Source organism: Streptomyces sp. NPDC048506 (assembly GCF_040651315.1).
Classification (GTDB): Bacteria; Actinomycetota; Actinomycetes; order Streptomycetales; family Streptomycetaceae; genus Streptomyces.
The window spans coordinates 103,668-122,853 of record NZ_JBEZIX010000024.1; the positions used below are offsets into that span (position 1 = coordinate 103,668).

Consider the following 19,186-nt stretch of genomic DNA (forward strand, 5'->3'; position numbering starts at 1 on the left):
CACGCACGTTCCGCCCCGGCATGCCGTAGCGGGCCGCGACACGGCCGCCGGCCCCTCCCGGACACGGCCCGCAGCCCCCCTGCCGGGGCCGCCTCAGCGCCCGACCGCGTACCCCTGCATCCCCCGCGGATTCGCCGCGGCGGACAGCACACCGCTCTCCGGGTCCCGCGCCACCGCGCACAGCCGCCCCTCGGACCAGGCGTCACCCACCGTCACCCGGTGCCCACGCCGCCGCAGCTCGTCGATCGCCCCGGCGCCGATCCGGGACTCCACCGTCACGCTCCCCGGCAGCATCGCGCGCGGGTAGAACGACGACGGGAAGGAGTCCTGGTGCCAGTTCGGCGCGTCGATGGCGCCCTGGAGGTCGAGCCCGCCGCGGACCGCCCCGCGCAGCGCCACGGCCAGGAAGAAGTGGACCTGCCACTGGTCCTGCTGGTCGCCGCCCGGCGTGCCGAAGGCCATCACCGGGACGCCGCCGCGCAGCGCGAGGGACGGGGTGAGGGTGGTGCGGGGGCGGCGCCCCGGGGTCAGGGAGTTGGGCAGGCCCTCCTCCAGCCAGGCCATCTGGAGCCGGGTGCCGAGCGGGAAGCCGAGCGCCGGTACGACGGGGTTGGACTGTAGCCAGCCGCCGGAGGGGGTGGCGGAGACCAGATTGCCCCAGCGGTCGACGACGTCGAGGTGGCAGGTGTCGCCCCGGGTCGCGCCACGCCGGTCGACCTCGGGCACGCCCGCCGGGGGCGCCCCGCCCGCGACGGTCGGCTCGCCCGCCCCGCGCCCGGAGATCCCCGGCGCGTCGAAGCCGCCCCGGCCGGTCGCGGCCGCCAGCGCCCGCTTGCTCAGCCGCGGGCGGCGCCCGCCCGGGCTGCCGGGCCGCAGCTCGTACGAGGCGCGCTCGCCGATGAGGGACCGGCGCGCGGCGTTGTACCCGTCGCCGAGCAGCGCATCGAGGGGGACCTCGGCGGCGTCCCCGTACCAGGCCTCGCGGTCCGCCATCGCCAACTTGCCGCCCTCGATGAGCAGATGCAGGTACTCGGGGCTGCCGTACGGGGGCAACTCCTCGGGCAGCAGGGCGAGTTGCTGGAGGAAGACGGGCCCTTGGGACCAGCCGCCGGCCTTGGCGACGGTCCAGCCGTTCCAGTCGTGGGTGACGGGTGCTTCGTACGTGGCGGCGAAGGTGGCCAGATCGTCGCCGGTCAGGGTGCCGGCGTGGGGTTCGCCGGAGGTGTCCATCGCCGGCCGGGCCGCGAAGTCGGCCAGCGCCTCGCCGATGAAGCCCTCGCGCCAGATGCGCCGGGCCGCGTCGATCTGCGCCTCGCGGCCGGGCGCCGCGGCCTCCGCCTCCGCGATCAGCCGGCGCCAGGTGGCCGCCAGCGGCCGGTTCCGCAGGCGCCCGCCCGGGGCGACGGACCGGCCGCCCGGCAGGTAGATCTCCGCGGACGAGGTCCACTCCGTCTCGAAGAGCTCGCGCACCGTCTCGACGGTCTCGCCGATCCGCTCCACGGCGGGGTGCCCGTGCTCGGCGTATCCGACGGCGTACCGCAGCACCTCGGCGAGCCGTTTGGTGCCGTGGTCGCGCAGCAACAGCATCCAGGCGTCGAAGGCCCCGGGCACCGCGGCGGCGAGCGGGCCGGTGCCGGGCACCAGCTCCAGTCCGAGCGAGGTGTAGTGCGCCACGCTCGCACCGGCCGGCGCCGGCCCCTGCCCGCACAGCACCCGCACGGGTCCGTCCGCCGGCGCCAGGATGATCGGCACCTCGCCCGCCGGCCCGTTCAGGTGCGGCTCGACGACATGCAGCACGAAGCCGGCGGCCACCGCCGCGTCATGGGCGTTGCCACCGTCCTCCAGCACGGCCATGGCGGACTGGGACGCCAGCCAGTGGGTGCTGGAGACCATCCCGAACGTGCCGTGGAGGGTCGGGCGAGTGGTGAACACGGGCGGCTCCTCATCTGGCGCACGGTGCGGATCCGGACGGTCGGGGAGGGCACGCGGTCGGACCGCGGCCACACCCCGCGGCCGGCCGACGCGACCGCTCCGGGCACCCGGACCACCGGCCGGCTCGGACGATCACACGGATACGTACCCCCGTACCCACTGCCCATGGCCGTCCACCGGCGACGGACCGGGCTCCGGCCCCCGGGCGCCCCGTCAAATTCCCTCGCCGCCCCCCGCGCCGCTGCGTACGCTCGCCCCATGACCAGCGTCGACGCGTTGCAGGACCGGGGCCCACGGCGCCCGCTCGTGGCGATCCTCAGCGGTGCGGGGATCTCCACCGACTCCGGGATTCCCGACTACCGCGGGCCGAACGGGCTGTGGCGGCGGGATCCGGAGGCCGAGAAGCTGGTGACGTACGACGCGTACATGGGGGATCCGGAGATCCGGCGGCGGTCGTGGCGGATGCGGCAGGAGAGCCCGGCGTTCCGGGCCCGGCCGAATGCGGCGCACGAGGCGGTGGTCCGGTTGGAGCGGTCGGGGACGCCGGTGCGGGTGATCACGCAGAACGTCGACGGACTGCACCAGGCGGCCGGGATGCCCGAGCGCAAGGTGCTCGAACTGCACGGCACGGTAAGGGCGGTGACGTGCACCCGCTGTCATGCGCGGTCCTCGATGGAGGAGGCGCTCGCCCGGGTGGCCGCGGGAGAGCCGGACCCGGCGTGTCGGGAGTGCGGGGGGATCCTGAAGTCGGCGACGGTGATGTTCGGCGAGCGGCTGGATCCGCAGGTGCTGGGCACGGCGCTGGAAGTGGCGAAGGCCGCGGACGTCTTCCTGGCCGTCGGGACGACGCTTCAGGTGCAGCCGGCCGCCTCGCTCGCCGGGGTGGCGGCCGAGCACGGGGCGCGGCTGATCATCGTCAATGCCGAGCCGACGCCGTACGACGGGCTCGCCGCGGAGGTGATCCGGGAGCCGATCGGCAGCGCGCTGCCCGCGTTGCTGGAGGGGCTGGCGCAGCACGGATGACGGGCGGCGGGACCGCCGACCGGCCGTATGTGCCCCCGTGCGGGGTGCAGCGGGTGCCCCGTTCGGTGACGTCCCGTGCGTGCGCCGCGCCGCGCGGCCACATCCGTCGGATCCTCGGAAGCGGAACCACCTGTCGGGGGACCGGATCGAGGACGGAGGGAGACGGCCATGAGCGGCGACGCCGCGCGGGGTCTGCACTGCCTGGTGACCGGCGCCACCGGCTACATCGGCGGGCGCCTGGTCCCGGAGCTGCTGGCCGAAGGGCACCGGGTGCGCTGTCTGGCCCGGTCCCCAGCCGCGCTGCGCGACCATCCCTGGGCCGGCGACGCCGAGGTCGTCCAGGGTGACGTCGCCGACGCCGGCGCGGTGCGCGCGGCGCTGCGCGGGGTCGACGTCGCGTACTACCTGGTGCACGCGCTGGGCACCGGGCGCGGCTTCGAGGAGACCGACCGGCGGGCGGCGCGGACCTTCGGCGAGCAGGCGCGGGCCGCGGGCGTGCGGCGCATCGTGTTCCTGGGCGCGCTCACTCCGGCGGGCGTTCCCGAGGGGCAGCTGTCACCGCACCTGCGGTCGCGCGCCGAGGTCGCCCGGATCCTGCTGTCCTCGGGGGTGCCCACCACGGTGCTGCGGGCGGCGGTCATCATCGGTTCCGGGTCGGCCTCGTTCGAGATGCTGCGGTACCTGACCGAGCGCCTTCCGGTGATGGTCACCCCCCGCTGGGTGCACACCCGTATCCAGCCGATCGCCGTTCGGGACGTGCTGCGGGCACTCGTCGGGAGCGCCGGCATGCCGCCGGAGGTCAACCGCGCCTTCGACATCGGCGGTCCGGACGTCCTCACCTACCGGGAGATGATGCGCCGGTACGCGGCGGTCGCCGGGCTGCCGCCCCGGCTGATCGTGCCGGTGCCGGTGCTGACTCCCCGGCTCTCCAGCCACTGGGTGGGTCTGGTCACCCCGGTGCCGCGGTCCCTCGCCCGCCCGCTGGTGGAGTCGCTGCGGTACGAAGTGGTCTGCCACGAGGACGACATCATGCGCCGGGTGTCCTTCCCGCCGGGCGCTCCGCTGGACTTCGACACGGCGGTCTCCTTGGCGTTGCAGCGGGTGCGGGACGCCCAGGTCACCACCCGGTGGTCCTCGGCGTCGGTGCCCGGTGCGCCCAGCGACCCGCTGCCCACCGACCCGGACTGGGCCGGCGGCAGCCTCTACACCGACCGTCGCGACCTGTCCGTCGACGCCTCCCCGGAGGCGCTGTGGCGGGTGATCGAGGGCATCGGCGGGGAGAACGGGTGGTACTCCTTCCCGCTCGCCTGGGCGGTGCGCGGCTGGCTGGACCGGCTGGTGGGCGGGGTCGGGCTGCGGCGCGGTCGCCGTGACGCCGAGCGGCTCAGGGTGGGCGACTCGCTCGACTTCTGGCGGGTGGAGGAGATCGAGCCGGGCCGCCTGCTGCGGTTGCGCGCCGAGATGCGGCTCCCGGGGCTGGCCTGGCTGGAGATGTCCGCCGAGCCGGGCGAGCGCGGCGGCAGCCGCTACCGGCAGCGGGCGCTGTTCCACCCGCGCGGCCTGCTGGGGCACGCCTACTGGTGGGGCGTTTCGCCGTTCCACGCCGTGGTGTTCGGCGGGATGGCGCGCAACGTGGCCCGGGCCGCCGCCAAGGGCGCCCCGGCCGGCGGCGAAGAGCGTGCGGCGCCGCGCTGATGCCCCGCCGCACGCATCCCCCGGAGGTCGGCGGGCGTTACCACCACGCCCCTCCCCCTCGTCGACCCGACGCCCACGACCCGGTCCAGGAGTGACGCCATGCCCGTCTCGGTCGTCCTGTTCACCTCCGACCTGCGGCTCCACGACCACCCGCCGCTGCACGCGGCGCTCACCTCCTCCGACGAGGTGGTGCCGCTGTTCGTACGCGACTCCGGCATCGACGCCACGGGCTTCGTCGTGCCCAACCGGCAGGCGTTCCTGGCGGACTGCCTGACGGACCTGGACGCGGGTCTGCGCAGGCGCGGCGGGCGCCTGGTCGTCCGGCGCGGTGACGTCGTCGAGCAGGTGTGTGCGGTGGTCGCCGAGGCGGACGCGGACGCGGTGCACATGGCGGCCGGCGTCACGCGGTACGCGTACCGGCGCGAGGAGCGGCTGCGGAGGGCGCTGGCGTCGCGGGGGTGTCGCCTGTACGTCCATGACGCGGTGATCACCGCGGTCGCGCCGGGCGCCGTCACCCCGCAGGCCTCGGACCACTACGCCGTCTTCACGCCGTACTTCCGCCGCTGGACGCAGGAGCGGCTGCGCGACGTGCTGGCCGCGCCACGGGTGGTGCGGGTGCCCCGGCGCGTCGCCTCGGAGGCGGTCCCCGGCCGGCGGTCGGTCTCGGGCGTGTCGCGCCGACTGGCCACCGGCGGCGAAGAGGAGGGTCGCAGGCGGCTCGCCGCATGGCTGCGCGACGGGCTCGCGGACTACCCGGACCGGCACGACGACCTGGCCGGCGACGCCACCTCCCGGCTCTCGGCGCATCTGCACTTCGGCGCGCTCTCACCGGTCGAGGTCGTCGGCCGGGCGCGCCGGGCCGGTGGTCCGGGGAGCGAGGCGTTCGTCCGGCAACTGGCCTGGCGGGACTTCCACCACCAGGTGGCCGCCGCCCGGCCGGACACCGCCACCACCGACTACCGCACCCGTCACGACCGGTGGCGGTCCGAGGAGTCCGCGGCCGACGAGATCGCGGCGTGGAAGGAGGGCCGCACCGGCTATCCGGTCGTCGACGCCGCGATGCGCCAGTTGCTGGCCGAGGGCTGGATGCACAACCGCGGACGGCTGCTCGCCGCGAGCTTCCTGACCAAGACGCTCTACGTGGACTGGCGGATCGGCGCCCATCACTTCCTCCAGCTCCTGGTGGACGGCGACATCGTCAACAACCAGCTCAACTGGCAGTGGGTGGCCGGGACGGGCACGGACACCCGCCCCAACCGGGTCCTCAATCCGGTGACACAGGCCAAGCGGTACGACCCGGAAGGGGAGTACGTCCGCCGCTGGGTGCCGGAGCTCGCCGGCCTGGCCGGCCGCGCCGTCCACGAGCCATGGAAGCTCGCCCCGCGCGCCCGCGCCGCGTTCGACTACCCGGACCCCCTCGTCGACCTCTCCGACGGTCTCGCCCGCTTCCGACGGGCCCGGGGCGGCGGCTGAGGCCGGACGGCGCCGTCCGTGGTGTGCCGTCCGTCGCCGCACCACACGCCGGCGGGTCGCCGCGCCGGGTTAGCGTGGGAAGAGCGGAGAGAGCCGAGAGAGCCGAGAGAGCGGAACAGCAGTCGCAGCACAGGGGAGCAGCCGTCGTGGAGACGACCGCCGCCCGGGCCCGGAGGTAGCGCAGTGCACGGTGAGTACAAGGTCCCCGGGGGCAAGCTCGTGGTCGTCGACCTCGACGTCACGGCCGGGCGCCTGACGAACGTACGGGTCGCGGGCGACTTCTTCCTCGAACCGGACGAGGCCATCCTGCGGATCGACGCCGCGCTGGAGAACGCGCCCGTCGACACCGACACCGCCGGCCTGACCGCCCGCATCAACGCCGCGCTGCCCCCGTCGGCCGTGCTGTTCGGATTCACCGCCGAAAGCGTCGCCGTCGCGGTGCGCCGCGCCCTCGCCCGGGCGACCGACTGGCACGACTACGCGTGGGAGCTCATCCACGAGCCGCCCCAGTCGCCGGCCCTCCACATGGCGCTCGACGAGGTCATCACCGCCGAGGTGGCCGCCGGCCGGCGCCCGCCCACCCTCCGGGTCTGGGAGTGGGACGCGCCCGCGGTCATCATCGGCAGCTTCCAGTCCCTGCGCAACGAAGTCGACCTCGACGCCACCGCCCGCCACGGCGTGACCGTGGTGCGGCGGATCTCCGGTGGCGGCGCCATGTTCGCCGAGCCGCACAGCACCATCACCTACTCCCTCGCCGTACCCGAGGCGCTGGTGTCCGGCCTCTCGTTCGCCGACAGCTACGCCTACCTCGACGCATGGGTGCTGACCGCGCTCGGCGACATGGGCATCAAGGCGTGGTACCAGCCGCTCAACGACATCGCCACCGAGGTCGGGAAGGTCGCGGGCGCCGCGCAGAAGCGCATGGTGGGACCGGACGGTGGGCCCGGCGGAGTCCTGCACCACGTGACGATGTCCTACGACATCGACGCCGACAAGATGGTCGACGTGCTGCGCATCGGCAAGGAGAAGCTCTCCGACAAGGGCACCCGGAGCGCCAAGAAGCGCGTCGACCCGCTGCGCCGGCAGACCGGCCTGCCCCGCGAAACCGTCATCGACAAGATGATCGATTCCTTCCGCGCCCGCTACGGCCTCACCCGTGGCCGGGTCACCGACGAGGAGCTGGCGCGCGCCCGCGACCTCGTCCGGACCAAGTACGAGAACGACGAGTGGACCGCGCGCATCCCCTGACCACGCGCATCCCCTAGTCGGCGAACGCGGGGATGACCTCTGCTCCGTAGGCGTCGATGGTGGACTCCTTGGCGTCGTGCATGGCGTAGACCGCGAACTGGTCCACGCCCAGCGCCTTGAGCCGCCGGAGCTTGTCGATGTGCGCGGCGACCGGGCCGAGCAGGCAGAAGCGGTCGACGATGGCGTCCGGTACGAAGGTGGTGTCGGGGTTGTCCGCCCGGCCGTGGTGGGAGTAGTCGTACCCGGTGCGGGCCTTGATGTAGTCGGTCAGTTCGTCGGGGACCATGCCGGAGTGCTCGCCGTAGCGGGCGACCAGGTCGGCGACGTGGTTGCCGACCATGCCGCCGAACCAGCGGCACTGCTGGCGGGCGTGGTCGAGGTCGTCGCCCACGTAGGCGGGGGCGGCCACACAGATCGTGACGGCGGCGGGGTCCCGTCCGGCGTCCACCGCGGCCTTCCGTACGGCCTTGACCATCCATTCGGTGAGGAACGGATCGGCGAGCTGGAGGATGAAGCCGTCGGCCAACTGCCCTGCCATGGCGAGGGCCTTGGGGCCGTACGCGGCCATCCACACCGGCAGCCTGCCGTTCTTGATCCAGGGGATCCGGATGCGGTGTCCGCCGACCTCGGCCTCCCGGCCCTCGGCCAGGTCGCGGATGGCGCCGATCGCCTCGCCGAGCCGGGCCAGGGTGTTGGGCGGCCGCCCGGCCACCCGCATCGCGGAGTCGCCGCGGCCGATGCCGCAGACGGTGCGGTTGCCGTACATCTCGTTGAGGGTGGCGAAGGTGGAGGCGGTGACCTCGGGGGTGCGGGTGGAGGGGTTGGTGACCATCGGGCCGACGATCAGGCGGTCGGTGTGTTCCAGGACGCGGCTGTAGATGACGAACGGCTCCTGCCACAGGACGACGGAGTCGAAGGTCCAGCCGTAGCGGAAGCCGTTCCGTTCGGCGCGGCGCATCAGGGACACGACGGCGGAAGCGGGCGGGTCGGCCTGAAGAACAAGTCCGAAGTCCACGACGGCTCCTTCACAGTGGTACGGGGCAGAGGTCCTTGGACGAGGTACTGGCAGGTGTCGCGCGGGATGTGCTGACCGTGTCCCGCGCGCCCGGTGAACTTCCGCCGGTCGACGGCGAGTTAGCCTCGGGAGAGCACCGTTTCGACCCGACCGGTGAGCCGTTTGCCCTCGTACGCCGAGTAGTCGACGTTCATGTGGTGGGTCTCGGCGGAGACGGTCTGCTCGGCGGTGGGGTCGTGGACGACGGGGTCGGCGTCGGCGCCGGGGGCGATGGTGCCCTTCTTCGGGCGCAGGCCGAACATCCGCGCCGGGGCTGCGCAGGCGGAATCAGAACACGCGGCTTCCCCCTGATCTCCTGCTTCACCTCCGCGATGGCCGCTTGGAGGTCCGCTTCCGTTGCGGTGTCGTCGCCTTCATCGGCAGCCACCACCGCTGCGAGTGCGACGGGTTTCTTCTTGCGCATGCGACGGGTCTCTTCGATCTGGAAATCCAAATCAGCGATGCGCTCACGATACGCCTCGGTCCTGTTCGGTACGTCGCCCAACCATTCTTCGGCGAGCCGCTTGAGTCTCTCCTGGTCTCCGAGAATCTTCGTGATCTCCGCCCATACCGCATCTTCGAGCGGTCCGGCCTGGACCTCCTGGCAGCGGCACGGGACGGCGGCGCGGTGAGCACCTGGTGCAGGGCTCCGGAGGCGACGCCGGACTCCGCCTCGCTTCCCCCCGCCCGCAGGACGGTGGAGCCGTTCTGCGCGGCGCGCGTGGCCGTCCAGTCCGGCAATGCCGTCTTCCCGATGCCGGCGTCGCCCCTCAACACCGTCGCCGAGCCGTCTGCCGCGGACCGTACTTGGTCCAGGGACCGCTCCAACAGCCCGCACTCGCGCTGCCGACCGACCAGTGCCGTGTCGCCCGGACTGCACCTCACGTCTCCTCCTGCCTCCGTCCCCAGGAGCACCCTGACACCGGCGCGTTGTCCCACGCTGCACGGCTCTTGTCCCTCGCTGCAACGATCGCCCGGCCTCGACCTCCCCGTACCGCGATCACGTCAAGGTGAAGGCAGTGGGCCCGCTCTCCGTGTGAGGACCCCGATGCCGGAGCCGTGCCGGCTTCGCACCAACGCTTCGACCAGGGGGCCGTATGAGCCGAACACCCGCACCCACCGCTACCCGCGTCGGCTGCGCCGCCGTCGGACGCATCTGCGGCGACGGCGCCCGTTCCGCCGGACCGACAGATGCCCGCATGCTCGGCTTCCTCCAGGTGAGTACGGTGCGGGGAGCGGCACAGTCCTACGTTTGCGACCGTGACGACGACGCTCCCGAGGCTTGTCTGCTGCTGGGCATGCACACCTCCGGCCGGGCAACTCTCGTACGCCGGGAGAGCGCCGGGGTCTGCGGACCCGACGACCTCTTCGTCTGTGACGGAGGGGAGCCCTTCGTGCTCCACGAGTCCGAGGATTTCGAACTTCATCTGGTGCGTGTACCGCGTCGCGCCCTCGCGCTCACCGATGGATCCAGCACCGCCGTCTGGAGGAGGCCCGGCGGGAGCTGGCCCGCCCCGGGCGGAACGACACCCCGGTATCCGCGGTGGCGAGGCGTTGGGGGTTCGCGAACGCCACACACTTCAGCCACAGCTTCCGCGCGGCGTACGGCGTGTCGCCCAGCGACTGGCGGGACGACCGTCCCCGGCCGTCCCCAGGCACGGCCGGGAACGCGAACTGCTGACCGGTTCCACAGATCAAGGCCGGTGTTTGCGCGGGTGTCACCGACGAGAGACCCCCATCGCCGCGGCGATGTGCGCCTGTTTCCAACCCGCGCGGGAGCGTTGGATGATCAACCGCCTGCCGTGAATTGTCAGGCGAGCATTGCCGTGGGGCAAGGGGGACCTCCGCGTGCTTCAAGAAGTGTCTGGCGTGCCCGTTCGGGGCATGACAGACGACCGCCGACCGCGAACGAGTGCGATCGAGCGGAGAGAGCCGACGTGGGTGCGGGGCCACTACTGCCAGGTCGCCGTGTCGGGGTCGATTCCGTGAGCGCGAGCGGCTTCGTCGACGATCTGCCGGAACCAGGAGGCCAGCCCGGCACGAACGCCGTCGTAGTGCGCCGCGAAGCCCGGGTCGGACTCGTACATTCGCCCCAGACACACCTGCATCTGCCGCGTGAGCGGGAAGAAGTTCGAGAAGAGCTTGCGGTGGCGCTCGACGAGCACGTTCGCCTCCGGACTGCCCGGAGCGACGCCCTGGTCCAACGCATCGCCCAGATCACGCTGGAGCGTGGACATCGCCTCGGAGAGAGACCGCCACTGTTTGCGCGTGCGGGAAGCGGAGCGTTCGGCGAACTGCGCCCACTGCGGGGAGTCTCCCCAGACAACGCGGGCCTGCTCCGATCCGCGCGGGTCCCAGCCCGGGCCGAACGTCGCCGACTGCTCTTCGTCGCTCAGGAGGATTCCGCGTTCGTGTGCCTCAGCCATCCGTTCCAGGCGTTCGTCGAGCTGTTGCAGGTCGTGGATCCGCTCGGCGAGCTGGGAGCGTTGCTCACGCAAGGTGGCGCCGATCTCGGTGGTCGCGTCGTCGAGAACCCCGCGGATCGCATCCAATCCGAGGCCGATCTCTCGATAGGCGACGATCCGATGCAGTCGCTGTAGGTCCATGTCGGTGTAGCGGCGGTACCCGGCCGTGGTGCGGACAGATGGCGACGCCAGGCCGATCTCGTCCCAGTGGTGCAACGTGCGGACGGTCACCCCCAGGAGCTCGGCAGCCACGCTCACCGTGCGACCGCCGTCGAGCTCGGGATCAGTCATGAACGCCATTGTCGCCTTCACCCGTTGATTTCGGGGCGACGATCCCGACCGATTCGAGATCGCGCGCCTCCCGGCTGCCGGGAACGAGGCGCTTCGCCGCGGTGAACACGACCCGCGCCCGCTCGGGCGTGATCACTTCAACGTCGCGAGTGTTCCACGGAGTATCACGCGGGCCGGTAACGCTGTCGGCAACGAGTCCACGACACGCCTCGACGAGCTGATCGACCTCGCTCAGGACGCACGAGAAACTCACGCTCATCGCCGGCACCGGTGTCTGCGCGGAACCACCCTCTGCTGGGACGAGCAACACGTCCTGGAACGCCCACCGGCGCAGGTGTACCACCTGGCCGGGAATGCTGAACAACTCGAAGAAGCCGAGCCCTCGCACCCAGAAGTCCGTGGACGCGGCCAGATCGGACGTCGGAATCGTCACGAACGCCGGCATTCCATAGATGCCACGAAACGGCTCCGGCGCAACCGCATCCGGCCCCGGGGTGGGCACGGGACTCATCTCAAACGCGTTGAAGAAGTCACTCATGCACCGCATCGTCCACTCTCACGCAACGTGAGGGTCAACCCCGGGAGCAGATGTACCAACCTCCGGCCGGGTACAACTAGTCGGTTGGGCCCGCCACATGGGATGTGTCGGCACCGACGAGTCCGATGGGCTCAGCCGATGTGATCGCCAGGATCCCAGCGGGACGCCACCACGGAGATGGAGGAGCTCACCCGTCCGCGCCGCGCGAGCTCCCGGGCGCATTCCTCGACCCGGCGGAGCAGGATCAGCCTGCCCACGGTGGCTTCCTCGTCCTCGAAGAGACGGTGCAGATAGCGCACCGAGATCTGGTGCGCCCCGGCGATGCGTTCCGCGGACAGATCGGGGTCGTCGAGGCGCCTGTCGATGTACGTGCGAATCACGCCGACCAGTTGCTGGCGTGCTGTCCGAGGAGGATGGCGGCGGCCAGCCCTGGTGGAACGGCCCCAACAGCTTCCGGCTGTGCCATCACGCGGCAGGCGAGGCCCTTGCGGGTCACGAATTCCGGACGGCCTTCGTACTCCCCGGCTCCTGGGCCACCGTAGGGTCGACCGATGGGCGTCCTTTGTCTCTGGGCGCATCACCCGTGTCCTCGCAGCGCCATGCGTGGATACGGCGCGGCCGGCGGCCGATCAGCCAACCCGGCACGCCGTGCGGGGCCGTTGCGGTCGCTGGCCGGCGCGAGCTCCGGAGCTCGGCGCGCCGATCCGCCCCTCAACTCTTCCTCCGGTGTGGCCGTTGGACCGGAATCCCCGGGGAGCAGGTGGTGGCGCGGAGGTCACTGCGCCAGCACGGTCTGCAGCCACCGCAGGACTTCGGGGGTCACGGGGTCGGCTACGCCTGCGAATTCGTCGTGCCTCTTGAGGAACTTCGCCACGTAGGGGCAGACCGGTACGACGCGTTTCCCACAGGCGCGTACGTCGCTCAGGGCCTGCTGGACGAGGAGCGAGGCCAGGCCCTGCCCGGCGAAGGCGTCGTCGATTTCGGTGTGGTAGAAGACGCGCTGGTCATCGTGGTCGCGGTACGCGGTGAGGCCGGCGGTTTTGCCGTCGACCAGGATTTCGTACCGGTGCTTGGCGTCGACCCGCTGGACGGTAGGAGCGGCGGCGAGCTCTGTCATCGTGAGCCTTTCAGTGGTGCGTCGGGTTCTTGCGCGGCGCGATGGTGGCATTCGGAAGGGCGGGAGCGGGAAGGCGGTCGCCGCCGAGGCGGGGCTGGACCGTAGCTTGGTAGAGCTGATCAACCTCCGTGTGTCACAGCTCAACGGCTGCGCCTACTGCCTCAACGTGCACACCAGGGCCGCGTTGCGCGCCGGCGAGACCTCCCAGCGTCTGGGCGTGTTGGCCGCGTGGCGCGACACTGAACTGTTCACGGAACGGGAGCAAGCGGCGCTCGCCCTGGCGGAGGCAACCACCGAACCCGCGAACGCCGTCGCGCAGGAACGCGCCTACGAGAACGCCCGCCAGGTCCTCGACGACGAGATCTCCGCGGTGATCTGGGTGGCGATCACCATCAACGCGTTCAACCGGGTCTCCATCCTGAGCAAGCACCGCGTCACAGCATCCCCTGACAGTCGGTCCTCTATCTGACGGACGATCGAGGCAATGTAGGCGAAGTCGCCGAGCAGGCTGCGGTTGGGCACCGCGGCGCCACCACGTCCAGGCCGCGGGCGATCAGGTCCGGAATGACGCGGGCGAAGCTGGAGGCGTCGGCGAAGGCACCGTGGACCAGGACGACGGTCGGGCTGTCGGAACGGGACAAGGCGCAACTCCCTGTTGGTGTCATGGTGATTGGCGCTGCGCTGCCGGGCGGTCGGGAACGGGTTCACTGCCATGCCGGGAGCGAGTGGCATCCTGCCCGTCGAGGGAACCGCGCGGCCGTTCCACAAGGCGCTTCCGTCCGCCGACTACGTGGAGATCGAGGGCGCCCCGCACGGCCTGCTGTGGACCCACGCGGCAGAGGTCAACACCGCGCTCCTCGCCTTCCTGGGGAAGTGACCCCGCCGCAGGCCCGCCCGACGGGCCTGCGGCCGGACACGGTGGAGCCTGGCCCAGACCCGGTCCCGGCTCCACTGGGCGAATCGCCGGTAGACCGTCGGCCAGGCTGGCCCGGACACCGGCGGAGTCGATGGAGGTCGATGTGGCTGAACTGCGGCCACTCGGTCAGGTGCAGCAGCAGATCGGCGGCCCCTCCCCCGTTCGCACGCGGTTTGCTTGCGGGACGTGAGTGAGGCGTTTCCGGAACATTAGTGGCCCCGGGAAAAGTAGTGCCCACACCGCGGGAACGGCCAAAGAAACTCCCGCACGAAACACAGGGGGACCCCGATCATGCGTACTTCCCGGATTCGCACCGCCACCCTGGCCGCCGTCACCGCCGCGCTGGCGCTGGGCCTGACCGCCTGCGGCGGCGCCGACAGCGGCGCGAAGGCGGCGGGCGGCGACAACGCCGCCGGCAGCGCGCAGAGCCAGTCCGCGTCCAACGGGGACGGCAAGGACGGCGCGGAGCAGGCCACCAGCGGCGGTGGCACCAAGCAGGGCGCACGCTCGACGACCGCCTCGGGCGGCACGGACAAGGCCGCGGGCAACGGCACAACGGCCGGCGCCCGACAGTGCCGCGGCGACGAGATGCTGCTCACCGCGGTGCACCGGTTCGCCGGGCAGCAGGGCGACCACCTGCTGGTGACCGCGTCGAACAAGGGCACCAAGCCCTGCTGGGTCACCTCGTACCCGGCCGTGAAGCTCGGCGACGTCGACGGCGCCGCACTGCCGCACTCGAAGAAGGACAACCCGGGCGGCGACAAGCACATCACGCTCCAGCCCGGCGGCAAGGCATACAGCGCGGTGAACCTCTTCGACTACGGCTCGAAGCACCACACGGCGCAGTCGTTCGCCCTCGCGCTGCGCGGCGCGGACGGACACGACGGCCCCTTCTACTCCGTCGACCTCCAGGGCGACAAGCCGCAGTTCCGCTGGAACGAGGCCGACGTGCTGAACTGGAACACCAAGAAGCCGTACGACTTCTGACGGCCCGCCGGCCGGTGACGCGTCACCCCGGGATGTGCCGCCGGCCGGTCGGTAGAGCCAGTGCGGCTCCCCGGCGGTCCGGGCCGGAACCGTGGTGGCTCACCCCCCTTACGTTCCGGGTGAACCCCGGAACGAGGTCGACCGCCCTCGGGTTGAGCTTGAGGGAGAGCAGCAGCTTGGTCTTCTGCGGCCGGCACGGGCCATGGTTCGACGGTGACGGGCTACCCATGCGGTTCGGCGTCCAGAGGTCGGGAAACCCGGTTACGCGGGTGTAGTGGCCTGGTCCTGCCGTGGCCTGGTTGGCTGGTGCTGATCCGACGGTCGTGCGTTCATCACGGGAATAACAGCACTCGCGTACGCGTCGATCACTGCTTCCTTCGCGTCGTGCATGGCGTACAGCGCAAACTGGTCGACGCCCAGCTTCCGCAGCCTCCGCAGCTTTTCGACGTGCGCGGACGTTGAACCGACGAGGCAGAAGCGGTCCACGATCTCGTCGGGAACGAACTCGGTGTCGGGGTTGCCGGTGCGGCCGTGGTGGGCATAGTCGTAGCCCTCGCGAGCCTTGATGTAGTCCGTGAGCTCCTGCGGGACCACTCCGGAGTCCATACCGTACCTGGACACCAGGTCGGCTACATGGTTGCCAACCATGCCACCGAACCAGCGGCACTGTTCGCGCGCCTGGGCGAGCGCCTCGGGTGAGTCATCCTCGGTGACGTAGGCGGGGGCCGCGACACAGATCTTGACAGAGGACGGAGCACGGCCTGCCGCAACTGCCGCTGCGCGTACCGCCTTTACCATCCACTCCGTGAGGAACGGGTCGGCAAGCTGAAGGATGAAGCCATCAGCCTCCTCGCCCGCCATCTTGAGCGCCTTCGGACCGTACGCGGCCATCCAGACCGGTAGTTGGGCGCCTTCCCGTACCCAGGGGAACCTCACCATCGTGCCGCCGCCGAGGTCTGCCTCGTCGCCGCGGCCGAGCGCCCGGATGGCCTTCATGGCATCGCCGATCCGCGCGAGCGTGTTGGGCCTGCGGCCCGCCACCCGCATCGCGGAGTCGCCGCGGCCGATCCCGCACACGGTGCGGTTGCCGTACATGTCGTTGAGAGTGGCGAAGGTGGAGGCCGTGACCTCCCAGGTGCGGGTGCCCGGGTTCGTGACCATCGGGCCGACCATGAGGCGGCTCGTCTCGGCCAGGATGCGGCTGTAGATGACGAACGGTTCCTGCCACAGCACGCACGAGTCGAAGGTCCAGCCGTACGTGAAACCTCCGGCCTCCGCGCGCTTCATGAGGCTGACGACCTCGGAGGCCGGCGGGTCGGTCTGCAGAACGAGTCCGAAGTCCATGGTGTTCCCCTCCTTGGTTCCTCAGTTCAGGTACTGGCAGGTGCCGCGCGGGGTGTACGCGCCGTGTCCGGCATGGCCGGTGAACTCCCGCTCGGTGATGACGAGTTCGCCGCGCGACAGGACCGACTCCACCCGTCCGGTCAGGTGCTTGCCCTCGTAGGCCGAGTAGTCGACGTTCATGTGGTGGGTGGTCGCCGAGATGGTCTGCTCGGCGTGCGGGTCGTAGATCACGATGTCGGCGTCGCAGCCCGGCGCGATCGTGCCCTTCTTCGGGTACAGGCCGAACATCCGGGCCGGTGTCGCGCAGGCGATCTCAATCCAGCGGCGGCGGGAGATACGGCCGTCGACGACCGCCTGGTGCAGCAGGTCCATACGGTTCTCGACACCGGGCATCCCGTTGGGGATCTTGGAGAAGTCGCCGCGACCAAGCTCCTTCTGCCCGGAGAAGCAGAACGGGCAGTGGTCCGTCGACACCACCTGGAGATCGTTCGTGCGCAGGCCGCGCCAGAGCGCCGCCTGGTGCTCGCGCGGCCGAAGCGGCGTGCTGCACACGTACTTCGCGCCCTCGAAGTCCGGCTCGGCGAGGTTGTCCGTCGACAGGAACAGGTACTGAGGGCAGGTCTCGCCGAACACCGGCAGGCCGTCGTGGCGGGCCCGCGCCAGCTCGGCGAGGGCTTCCTGCGCCGACACGTGCACGACGTACAGCGGCGCCCCGGCGACCTGAGCCAGCTTGATCGCGCGATGCGTCGCCTCAGCCTCCAGGAGCGCCTTCCTGACCTCTCCGTGATAGCGCGGGTCGGTCTCACCTCGCGCCAGCGCCTGCTGCACGAGCACATCGATCGCGATGCCGTTCTCGGCGTGCATCATGATGAGGCCACCGTTCTCGGCGGCTCGCTGCATGGCGCGCAGGATCTGCCCGTCGTCGGAGTAGAAGACTCCGGGATACGCCATGAACAATTTGAACGAGCTCACACCTTCGGCGACGAGTCCGTCCATTTCCTTGAGCGTCGACTCGTTTACGTCGGACACAATCATGTGGAAGGCGTAATCGATTGCGCAGTTGCCGTCGGCCTTCGCGTGCCAGGCGTCCAACCCCGACCGCAGCGCAGCACCCTTGGACTGCACCGCGAAATCGATGATGGTCGTCGTCCCGCCCCACGCCGCCGCCTTCGTGCCGGTCTCGAAAGTGTCCGACGCGAAGGTGCCGCCGAAAGGCAACTCCATATGCGTGTGCGCGTCGACCCCACCCGGGATCACATACTTTTGCGAAGCGTCGATGATTCGATCGGCGGTCCACTGCTGGCTCCCCGGTGTCGCCACTGCCTCGACGCGACCATTTTCGACCAGCACATCTGCATGCATCTCCTCAGCGGCAGTGATGACAAGGCCGCCGGTAATGAGAGTCCGAGTCATTCCCAAGAAGTCCCTTCACATCGCATTCGAAGGAAAAACCGGACGGCCGGACACTCCACCATCGTCTGACCGTCCGAGCGGTGGTGCGTGAGCGGCGGCAGTCACCGAACCACTGTCCTCGCCGGCCACGCACCTCACGCGGCGGTGCGCCAACCCTCGGCGGTCGGACTGCCGTGCGCGGCGAGGGCGGCGATCCGGCCGTCCTCCACCAGGACATCGACGTGCCTCTCATCGGCGGCGGTGATCACGAGCCCGCCCTGGACGACCGTACGGCTCACCATCTCAGCTCCCTACCTGACGCCACGTCACAGCTGGTCTACACCCGTAGATTCCGGTCGAGAAGGAGACACCGTAGAAGCATGTCACCCACCGTGGCAATACCGTGACGATGAATGAGCGGGGGCGCGTGTGTTGCGCCGACGATCAGCCGGGCGGTTCAACGCCGGGCCGGACGGGGTCCGGCGCGCACCGGAGGGGTGCGCGAGCAGCGCGATGGGCAGATATCCGCCGACACCGGGGGCACCCTTCTCCGGTGACACCTTCTTGACGGACGACACGGAAGGGCGACAGGTAGTCATGGAACAACACACACCGTGGGAGTTCTCCGACGACCGGGGACGCCTGGTGGTGGCCGGGAACCGACCGTCGCGGATCGTCGCCTACATACAGGCGGGGGCAACGCTGTGGGACCACGGAATACGGCCGGTGGGGCTCTTCGGTTCCCAGCACGACGGGGCCGCCCCCGACCCCGCCAAGGGCGGTGAACTGCCGCTCGGGGAGATCCCCTACCTCGGCTCGGGCGCCGCGCTGCACCCCGACTCCCTGCTGGAGGCGGAGCCGGACCTGGTGGTGGCGGTGACCTACGACGGCGAACACCTCTACGGGCTGGAGCCGAAGACCGCGCTGGAACTGGAGGTGCACGTCCCGGTCGCCACCGTGGCGGTGGGACCGGGCCGCAGCCTGGCCGAGGTCCGCGAGCGGTTCGCGGCGCTGGCCGGTTCGCTCGGCCAGGGCGAACCACTGGGCCGGGCACGGGAGTTGGACAGCGCCGAGGACGCCTTGCGGCATGCGACCGGGGGTGCCGTACGGCCCCGGGTGCTGGCGCTGTCGCCCGCGGGTCCGGAGCGGGTGCACCTGGCCCGCCCCAGTTCCTGGCCGGATCTGCGCGCGCTGGCCGAGCACGGCGTCGACCTGCTGGAGCCGGCCGCCGGGGCCGGCGTGAACTGGTCCACGGTCGGCTGGGCGGAGGCCGCGGAGCTGGCCCCGGACGTCGTGCTGATGGACGTACGGGCCAATGCCGCCCGCCCCGCGGAACTGCGGGCCGACGCGCACTGGCGGGCGATCGAGGCCCGGGCCCGGGTACTGCCGTGGAACCCGGAGGCGCCGTGCAGCCGGCGTGCGCACACCCGGTTCTTCACCGTGGTGGCGGACGCCGTGCGGGCGGCCGCGGCGCAGGCGTAGCCGCCCACCCCGAGACGGAAACCGCGAAGAACCCACGACGGAACCCGTGACGGAACCCGCGACGGAACCCGTGACGGAGCTCGCGACCGGGCCCCTCGACGGAGACCGGACACACCTCTGACCCTCCGCTCCCGATCCCACCCCCCACCTTCGGGAGTCCGTGGCCCCGCTCCCGACGGCCCCGCCCCTGCGCGCTCGCCCACACCCTGCTGCACGTCTATCGCAACCT

Annotated in this window: 17 protein-coding genes and 5 pseudogenes; 10 read left to right on the top strand and 12 right to left on the bottom strand. The window is 71.2% G+C overall.

What is annotated here, in order from left to right:
• Positions 1–93 precede the first annotated feature (93 nt).
• Positions 94–1,932 (bottom strand): gamma-glutamyltransferase, encoded by a 1,839-nt coding sequence (locus AB0C96_RS20900; RefSeq protein ID WP_362919158.1) that lies wholly within the window; start codon positions 1,930–1,932, stop codon positions 94–96.
• Positions 1,933–2,190: 258 nt separating this feature from the next.
• Here AB0C96_RS20900 and AB0C96_RS20905 point away from each other — a divergent pair, with 258 nt between their 5' ends.
• From AB0C96_RS20905 to AB0C96_RS20920, 4 genes are all read left to right on the top strand, one after another.
• The gene (locus AB0C96_RS20905) at positions 2,191–2,955 is read left to right on the top strand and encodes a Sir2 family NAD-dependent protein deacetylase (RefSeq protein ID WP_362919159.1); all 765 of its coding nucleotides are present in this window, start codon (positions 2,191–2,193) and stop codon (positions 2,953–2,955) included.
• Positions 2,956–3,123: 168 nt separating this feature from the next.
• Positions 3,124–4,650, top strand: a complete 1,527-nt coding sequence (locus AB0C96_RS20910) for an SDR family oxidoreductase (RefSeq protein ID WP_362919160.1) — start codon at positions 3,124–3,126, stop codon at positions 4,648–4,650.
• A 99-nt stretch (positions 4,651–4,749) separates the two neighbouring features.
• Positions 4,750–6,123: a deoxyribodipyrimidine photo-lyase gene (locus tag AB0C96_RS20915; protein ID WP_362919161.1), complete on the top strand. Its 1,374-nt coding sequence runs from the start codon at positions 4,750–4,752 to the stop codon at positions 6,121–6,123.
• 183 nt (positions 6,124–6,306) lie between these two features.
• Positions 6,307–7,371, top strand: coding sequence for a biotin/lipoate A/B protein ligase family protein (locus AB0C96_RS20920; RefSeq protein ID WP_362919162.1), 1,065 nt, complete (start codon positions 6,307–6,309; stop codon positions 7,369–7,371).
• 13 nt (positions 7,372–7,384) lie between these two features.
• Here the strand turns inward: AB0C96_RS20920 and AB0C96_RS20925 are convergent, their stop codons facing one another.
• Together AB0C96_RS20925 and AB0C96_RS20930 are read right to left on the bottom strand one after the other, a co-directional pair.
• Entirely contained in the window at positions 7,385–8,386 is a 1,002-nt protein-coding gene (locus AB0C96_RS20925; RefSeq protein WP_362919163.1) for a TIGR03842 family LLM class F420-dependent oxidoreductase, read from the bottom strand.
• A gap of 41 nt (positions 8,387–8,427) precedes the next feature.
• Positions 8,428–8,709 (bottom strand): annotated as a pseudogene (locus AB0C96_RS20930) (dihydropyrimidinase); the annotation flags it as partial.
• Positions 8,710–9,624: 915 nt separating this feature from the next.
• On the opposite strand from AB0C96_RS20930, the pseudogene AB0C96_RS20935 reads away from it, so the two are divergent.
• Together AB0C96_RS20935 and AB0C96_RS20940 are read left to right on the top strand one after the other, a co-directional pair.
• A pseudogene (locus tag AB0C96_RS20935) lies at positions 9,625–9,822 on the top strand (AraC family transcriptional regulator); the annotation flags it as partial.
• 107 nt (positions 9,823–9,929) lie between these two features.
• A complete protein-coding gene (locus AB0C96_RS20940; protein WP_362919186.1) occupies positions 9,930–10,106 on the top strand; it encodes a helix-turn-helix domain-containing protein in 177 nt (58 codons plus the stop codon).
• A gap of 40 nt (positions 10,107–10,146) precedes the next feature.
• Here the strand turns inward: AB0C96_RS20940 and AB0C96_RS20945 are convergent.
• From AB0C96_RS20945 to AB0C96_RS20965, 5 genes and pseudogenes are all read right to left on the bottom strand, one after another.
• Positions 10,147–10,260: pseudogene (locus AB0C96_RS20945) on the bottom strand (leucine zipper domain-containing protein); the annotation flags it as partial.
• 117 nt (positions 10,261–10,377) lie between these two features.
• A complete protein-coding gene (locus AB0C96_RS20950; protein WP_362919164.1) occupies positions 10,378–11,181 on the bottom strand; it encodes a MerR family transcriptional regulator in 804 nt (267 codons plus the stop codon).
• A complete protein-coding gene (locus AB0C96_RS20955; protein ID WP_362919165.1) occupies positions 11,174–11,719 on the bottom strand; it encodes a VOC family protein in 546 nt (181 codons plus the stop codon). Before AB0C96_RS20955 ends, AB0C96_RS20950 begins: the two co-directional genes overlap by 8 nt.
• Before the next feature lie 131 nt (positions 11,720–11,850).
• Positions 11,851–12,099 (bottom strand): hypothetical protein, encoded by a 249-nt coding sequence (locus tag AB0C96_RS20960; RefSeq protein WP_362919166.1) that lies wholly within the window; start codon positions 12,097–12,099, stop codon positions 11,851–11,853.
• Positions 12,100–12,494: 395 nt separating this feature from the next.
• Positions 12,495–12,836 carry a GNAT family N-acetyltransferase gene (locus AB0C96_RS20965; protein WP_362919167.1) on the bottom strand — a complete coding sequence of 114 codons (342 nt, stop codon included), beginning with the start codon at positions 12,834–12,836 and terminating at the stop codon, positions 12,495–12,497.
• Between the two features lie 49 nt (positions 12,837–12,885).
• Here AB0C96_RS20965 and AB0C96_RS20970 point away from each other — a divergent pair, with 49 nt between their 5' ends.
• Complete coding sequence (locus tag AB0C96_RS20970) at positions 12,886–13,305, top strand: carboxymuconolactone decarboxylase family protein (RefSeq protein WP_362919187.1); 420 nt, start codon at positions 12,886–12,888, stop codon at positions 13,303–13,305.
• Here AB0C96_RS20970 and AB0C96_RS20975 read toward each other — a convergent pair.
• Positions 13,296–13,477: pseudogene (locus AB0C96_RS20975) on the bottom strand (alpha/beta hydrolase); the annotation flags it as partial. The gene AB0C96_RS20970 and the pseudogene AB0C96_RS20975 overlap by 10 nt on opposite strands.
• 89 nt (positions 13,478–13,566) lie before the next feature.
• On the opposite strand from AB0C96_RS20975, the pseudogene AB0C96_RS20980 reads away from it, so the two are divergent.
• Both AB0C96_RS20980 and AB0C96_RS20985 read left to right on the top strand, forming a co-directional pair.
• Positions 13,567–13,713: pseudogene (locus AB0C96_RS20980) on the top strand (alpha/beta hydrolase); the annotation flags it as partial.
• A gap of 330 nt (positions 13,714–14,043) precedes the next feature.
• Entirely contained in the window at positions 14,044–14,739 is a 696-nt protein-coding gene (locus AB0C96_RS20985; protein ID WP_362919168.1) for a DUF4232 domain-containing protein, read from the top strand.
• A gap of 261 nt (positions 14,740–15,000) precedes the next feature.
• On the opposite strand, the gene AB0C96_RS20990 is transcribed toward AB0C96_RS20985, so the two are convergent.
• The 3 genes from AB0C96_RS20990 to AB0C96_RS21000 all read right to left on the bottom strand — a co-directional run bounded on the left by AB0C96_RS20990 (position 15,001) and on the right by AB0C96_RS21000 (position 17,777).
• Positions 15,001–16,083, bottom strand: a complete 1,083-nt coding sequence (locus tag AB0C96_RS20990; protein WP_362919169.1) for a TIGR03842 family LLM class F420-dependent oxidoreductase — start codon at positions 16,081–16,083, stop codon at positions 15,001–15,003.
• A gap of 21 nt (positions 16,084–16,104) precedes the next feature.
• On the bottom strand, positions 16,105–17,496 hold the full coding sequence (gene hydA, locus AB0C96_RS20995; protein ID WP_362919170.1) for a dihydropyrimidinase: 1,392 nt from the start codon (positions 17,494–17,496) through the stop codon (positions 16,105–16,107).
• 134 nt (positions 17,497–17,630) lie between these two features.
• A complete protein-coding gene (locus AB0C96_RS21000) occupies positions 17,631–17,777 on the bottom strand; it encodes a hypothetical protein (protein WP_362919191.1) in 147 nt (48 codons plus the stop codon).
• Positions 17,778–18,072: 295 nt separating this feature from the next.
• Between AB0C96_RS21000 and AB0C96_RS21005 the strand changes: the two genes are divergently transcribed.
• On the top strand, positions 18,073–18,957 hold the full coding sequence (locus tag AB0C96_RS21005) for an ABC transporter substrate-binding protein (protein WP_362919171.1): 885 nt from the start codon (positions 18,073–18,075) through the stop codon (positions 18,955–18,957).
• Positions 18,958–19,186: the final 229 nt, after the last annotated feature.

Coding starts and splice junctions, on each gene's coding strand:
- AB0C96_RS20965 (WP_362919167.1), bottom strand. CDS start 12,836: ATGACAGAGCTCGCCGCCGCTCCTACCGTCCAGCGGGTCGACGCCAAG.
- AB0C96_RS20905 (WP_362919159.1), top strand. CDS start 2,191: ATGACCAGCGTCGACGCGTTGCAGGACCGGGGCCCACGGCGCCCGCTC.
- AB0C96_RS20985 (WP_362919168.1), top strand. CDS start 14,044: ATGCGTACTTCCCGGATTCGCACCGCCACCCTGGCCGCCGTCACCGCC.
- AB0C96_RS20915 (WP_362919161.1), top strand. CDS start 4,750: ATGCCCGTCTCGGTCGTCCTGTTCACCTCCGACCTGCGGCTCCACGAC.
- AB0C96_RS21005 (WP_362919171.1), top strand. CDS start 18,073: ATGGAACAACACACACCGTGGGAGTTCTCCGACGACCGGGGACGCCTG.
- AB0C96_RS20955 (WP_362919165.1), bottom strand. CDS start 11,719: ATGAGTGACTTCTTCAACGCGTTTGAGATGAGTCCCGTGCCCACCCCG.
- AB0C96_RS20950 (WP_362919164.1), bottom strand. CDS start 11,181: ATGACTGATCCCGAGCTCGACGGCGGTCGCACGGTGAGCGTGGCTGCC.
- AB0C96_RS20910 (WP_362919160.1), top strand. CDS start 3,124: ATGAGCGGCGACGCCGCGCGGGGTCTGCACTGCCTGGTGACCGGCGCC.
- AB0C96_RS21000 (WP_362919191.1), bottom strand. CDS start 17,777: ATGGTGAGCCGTACGGTCGTCCAGGGCGGGCTCGTGATCACCGCCGCC.
- AB0C96_RS20990 (WP_362919169.1), bottom strand. CDS start 16,083: ATGGACTTCGGACTCGTTCTGCAGACCGACCCGCCGGCCTCCGAGGTC.
- hydA (WP_362919170.1), bottom strand. CDS start 17,496: ATGACTCGGACTCTCATTACCGGCGGCCTTGTCATCACTGCCGCTGAG.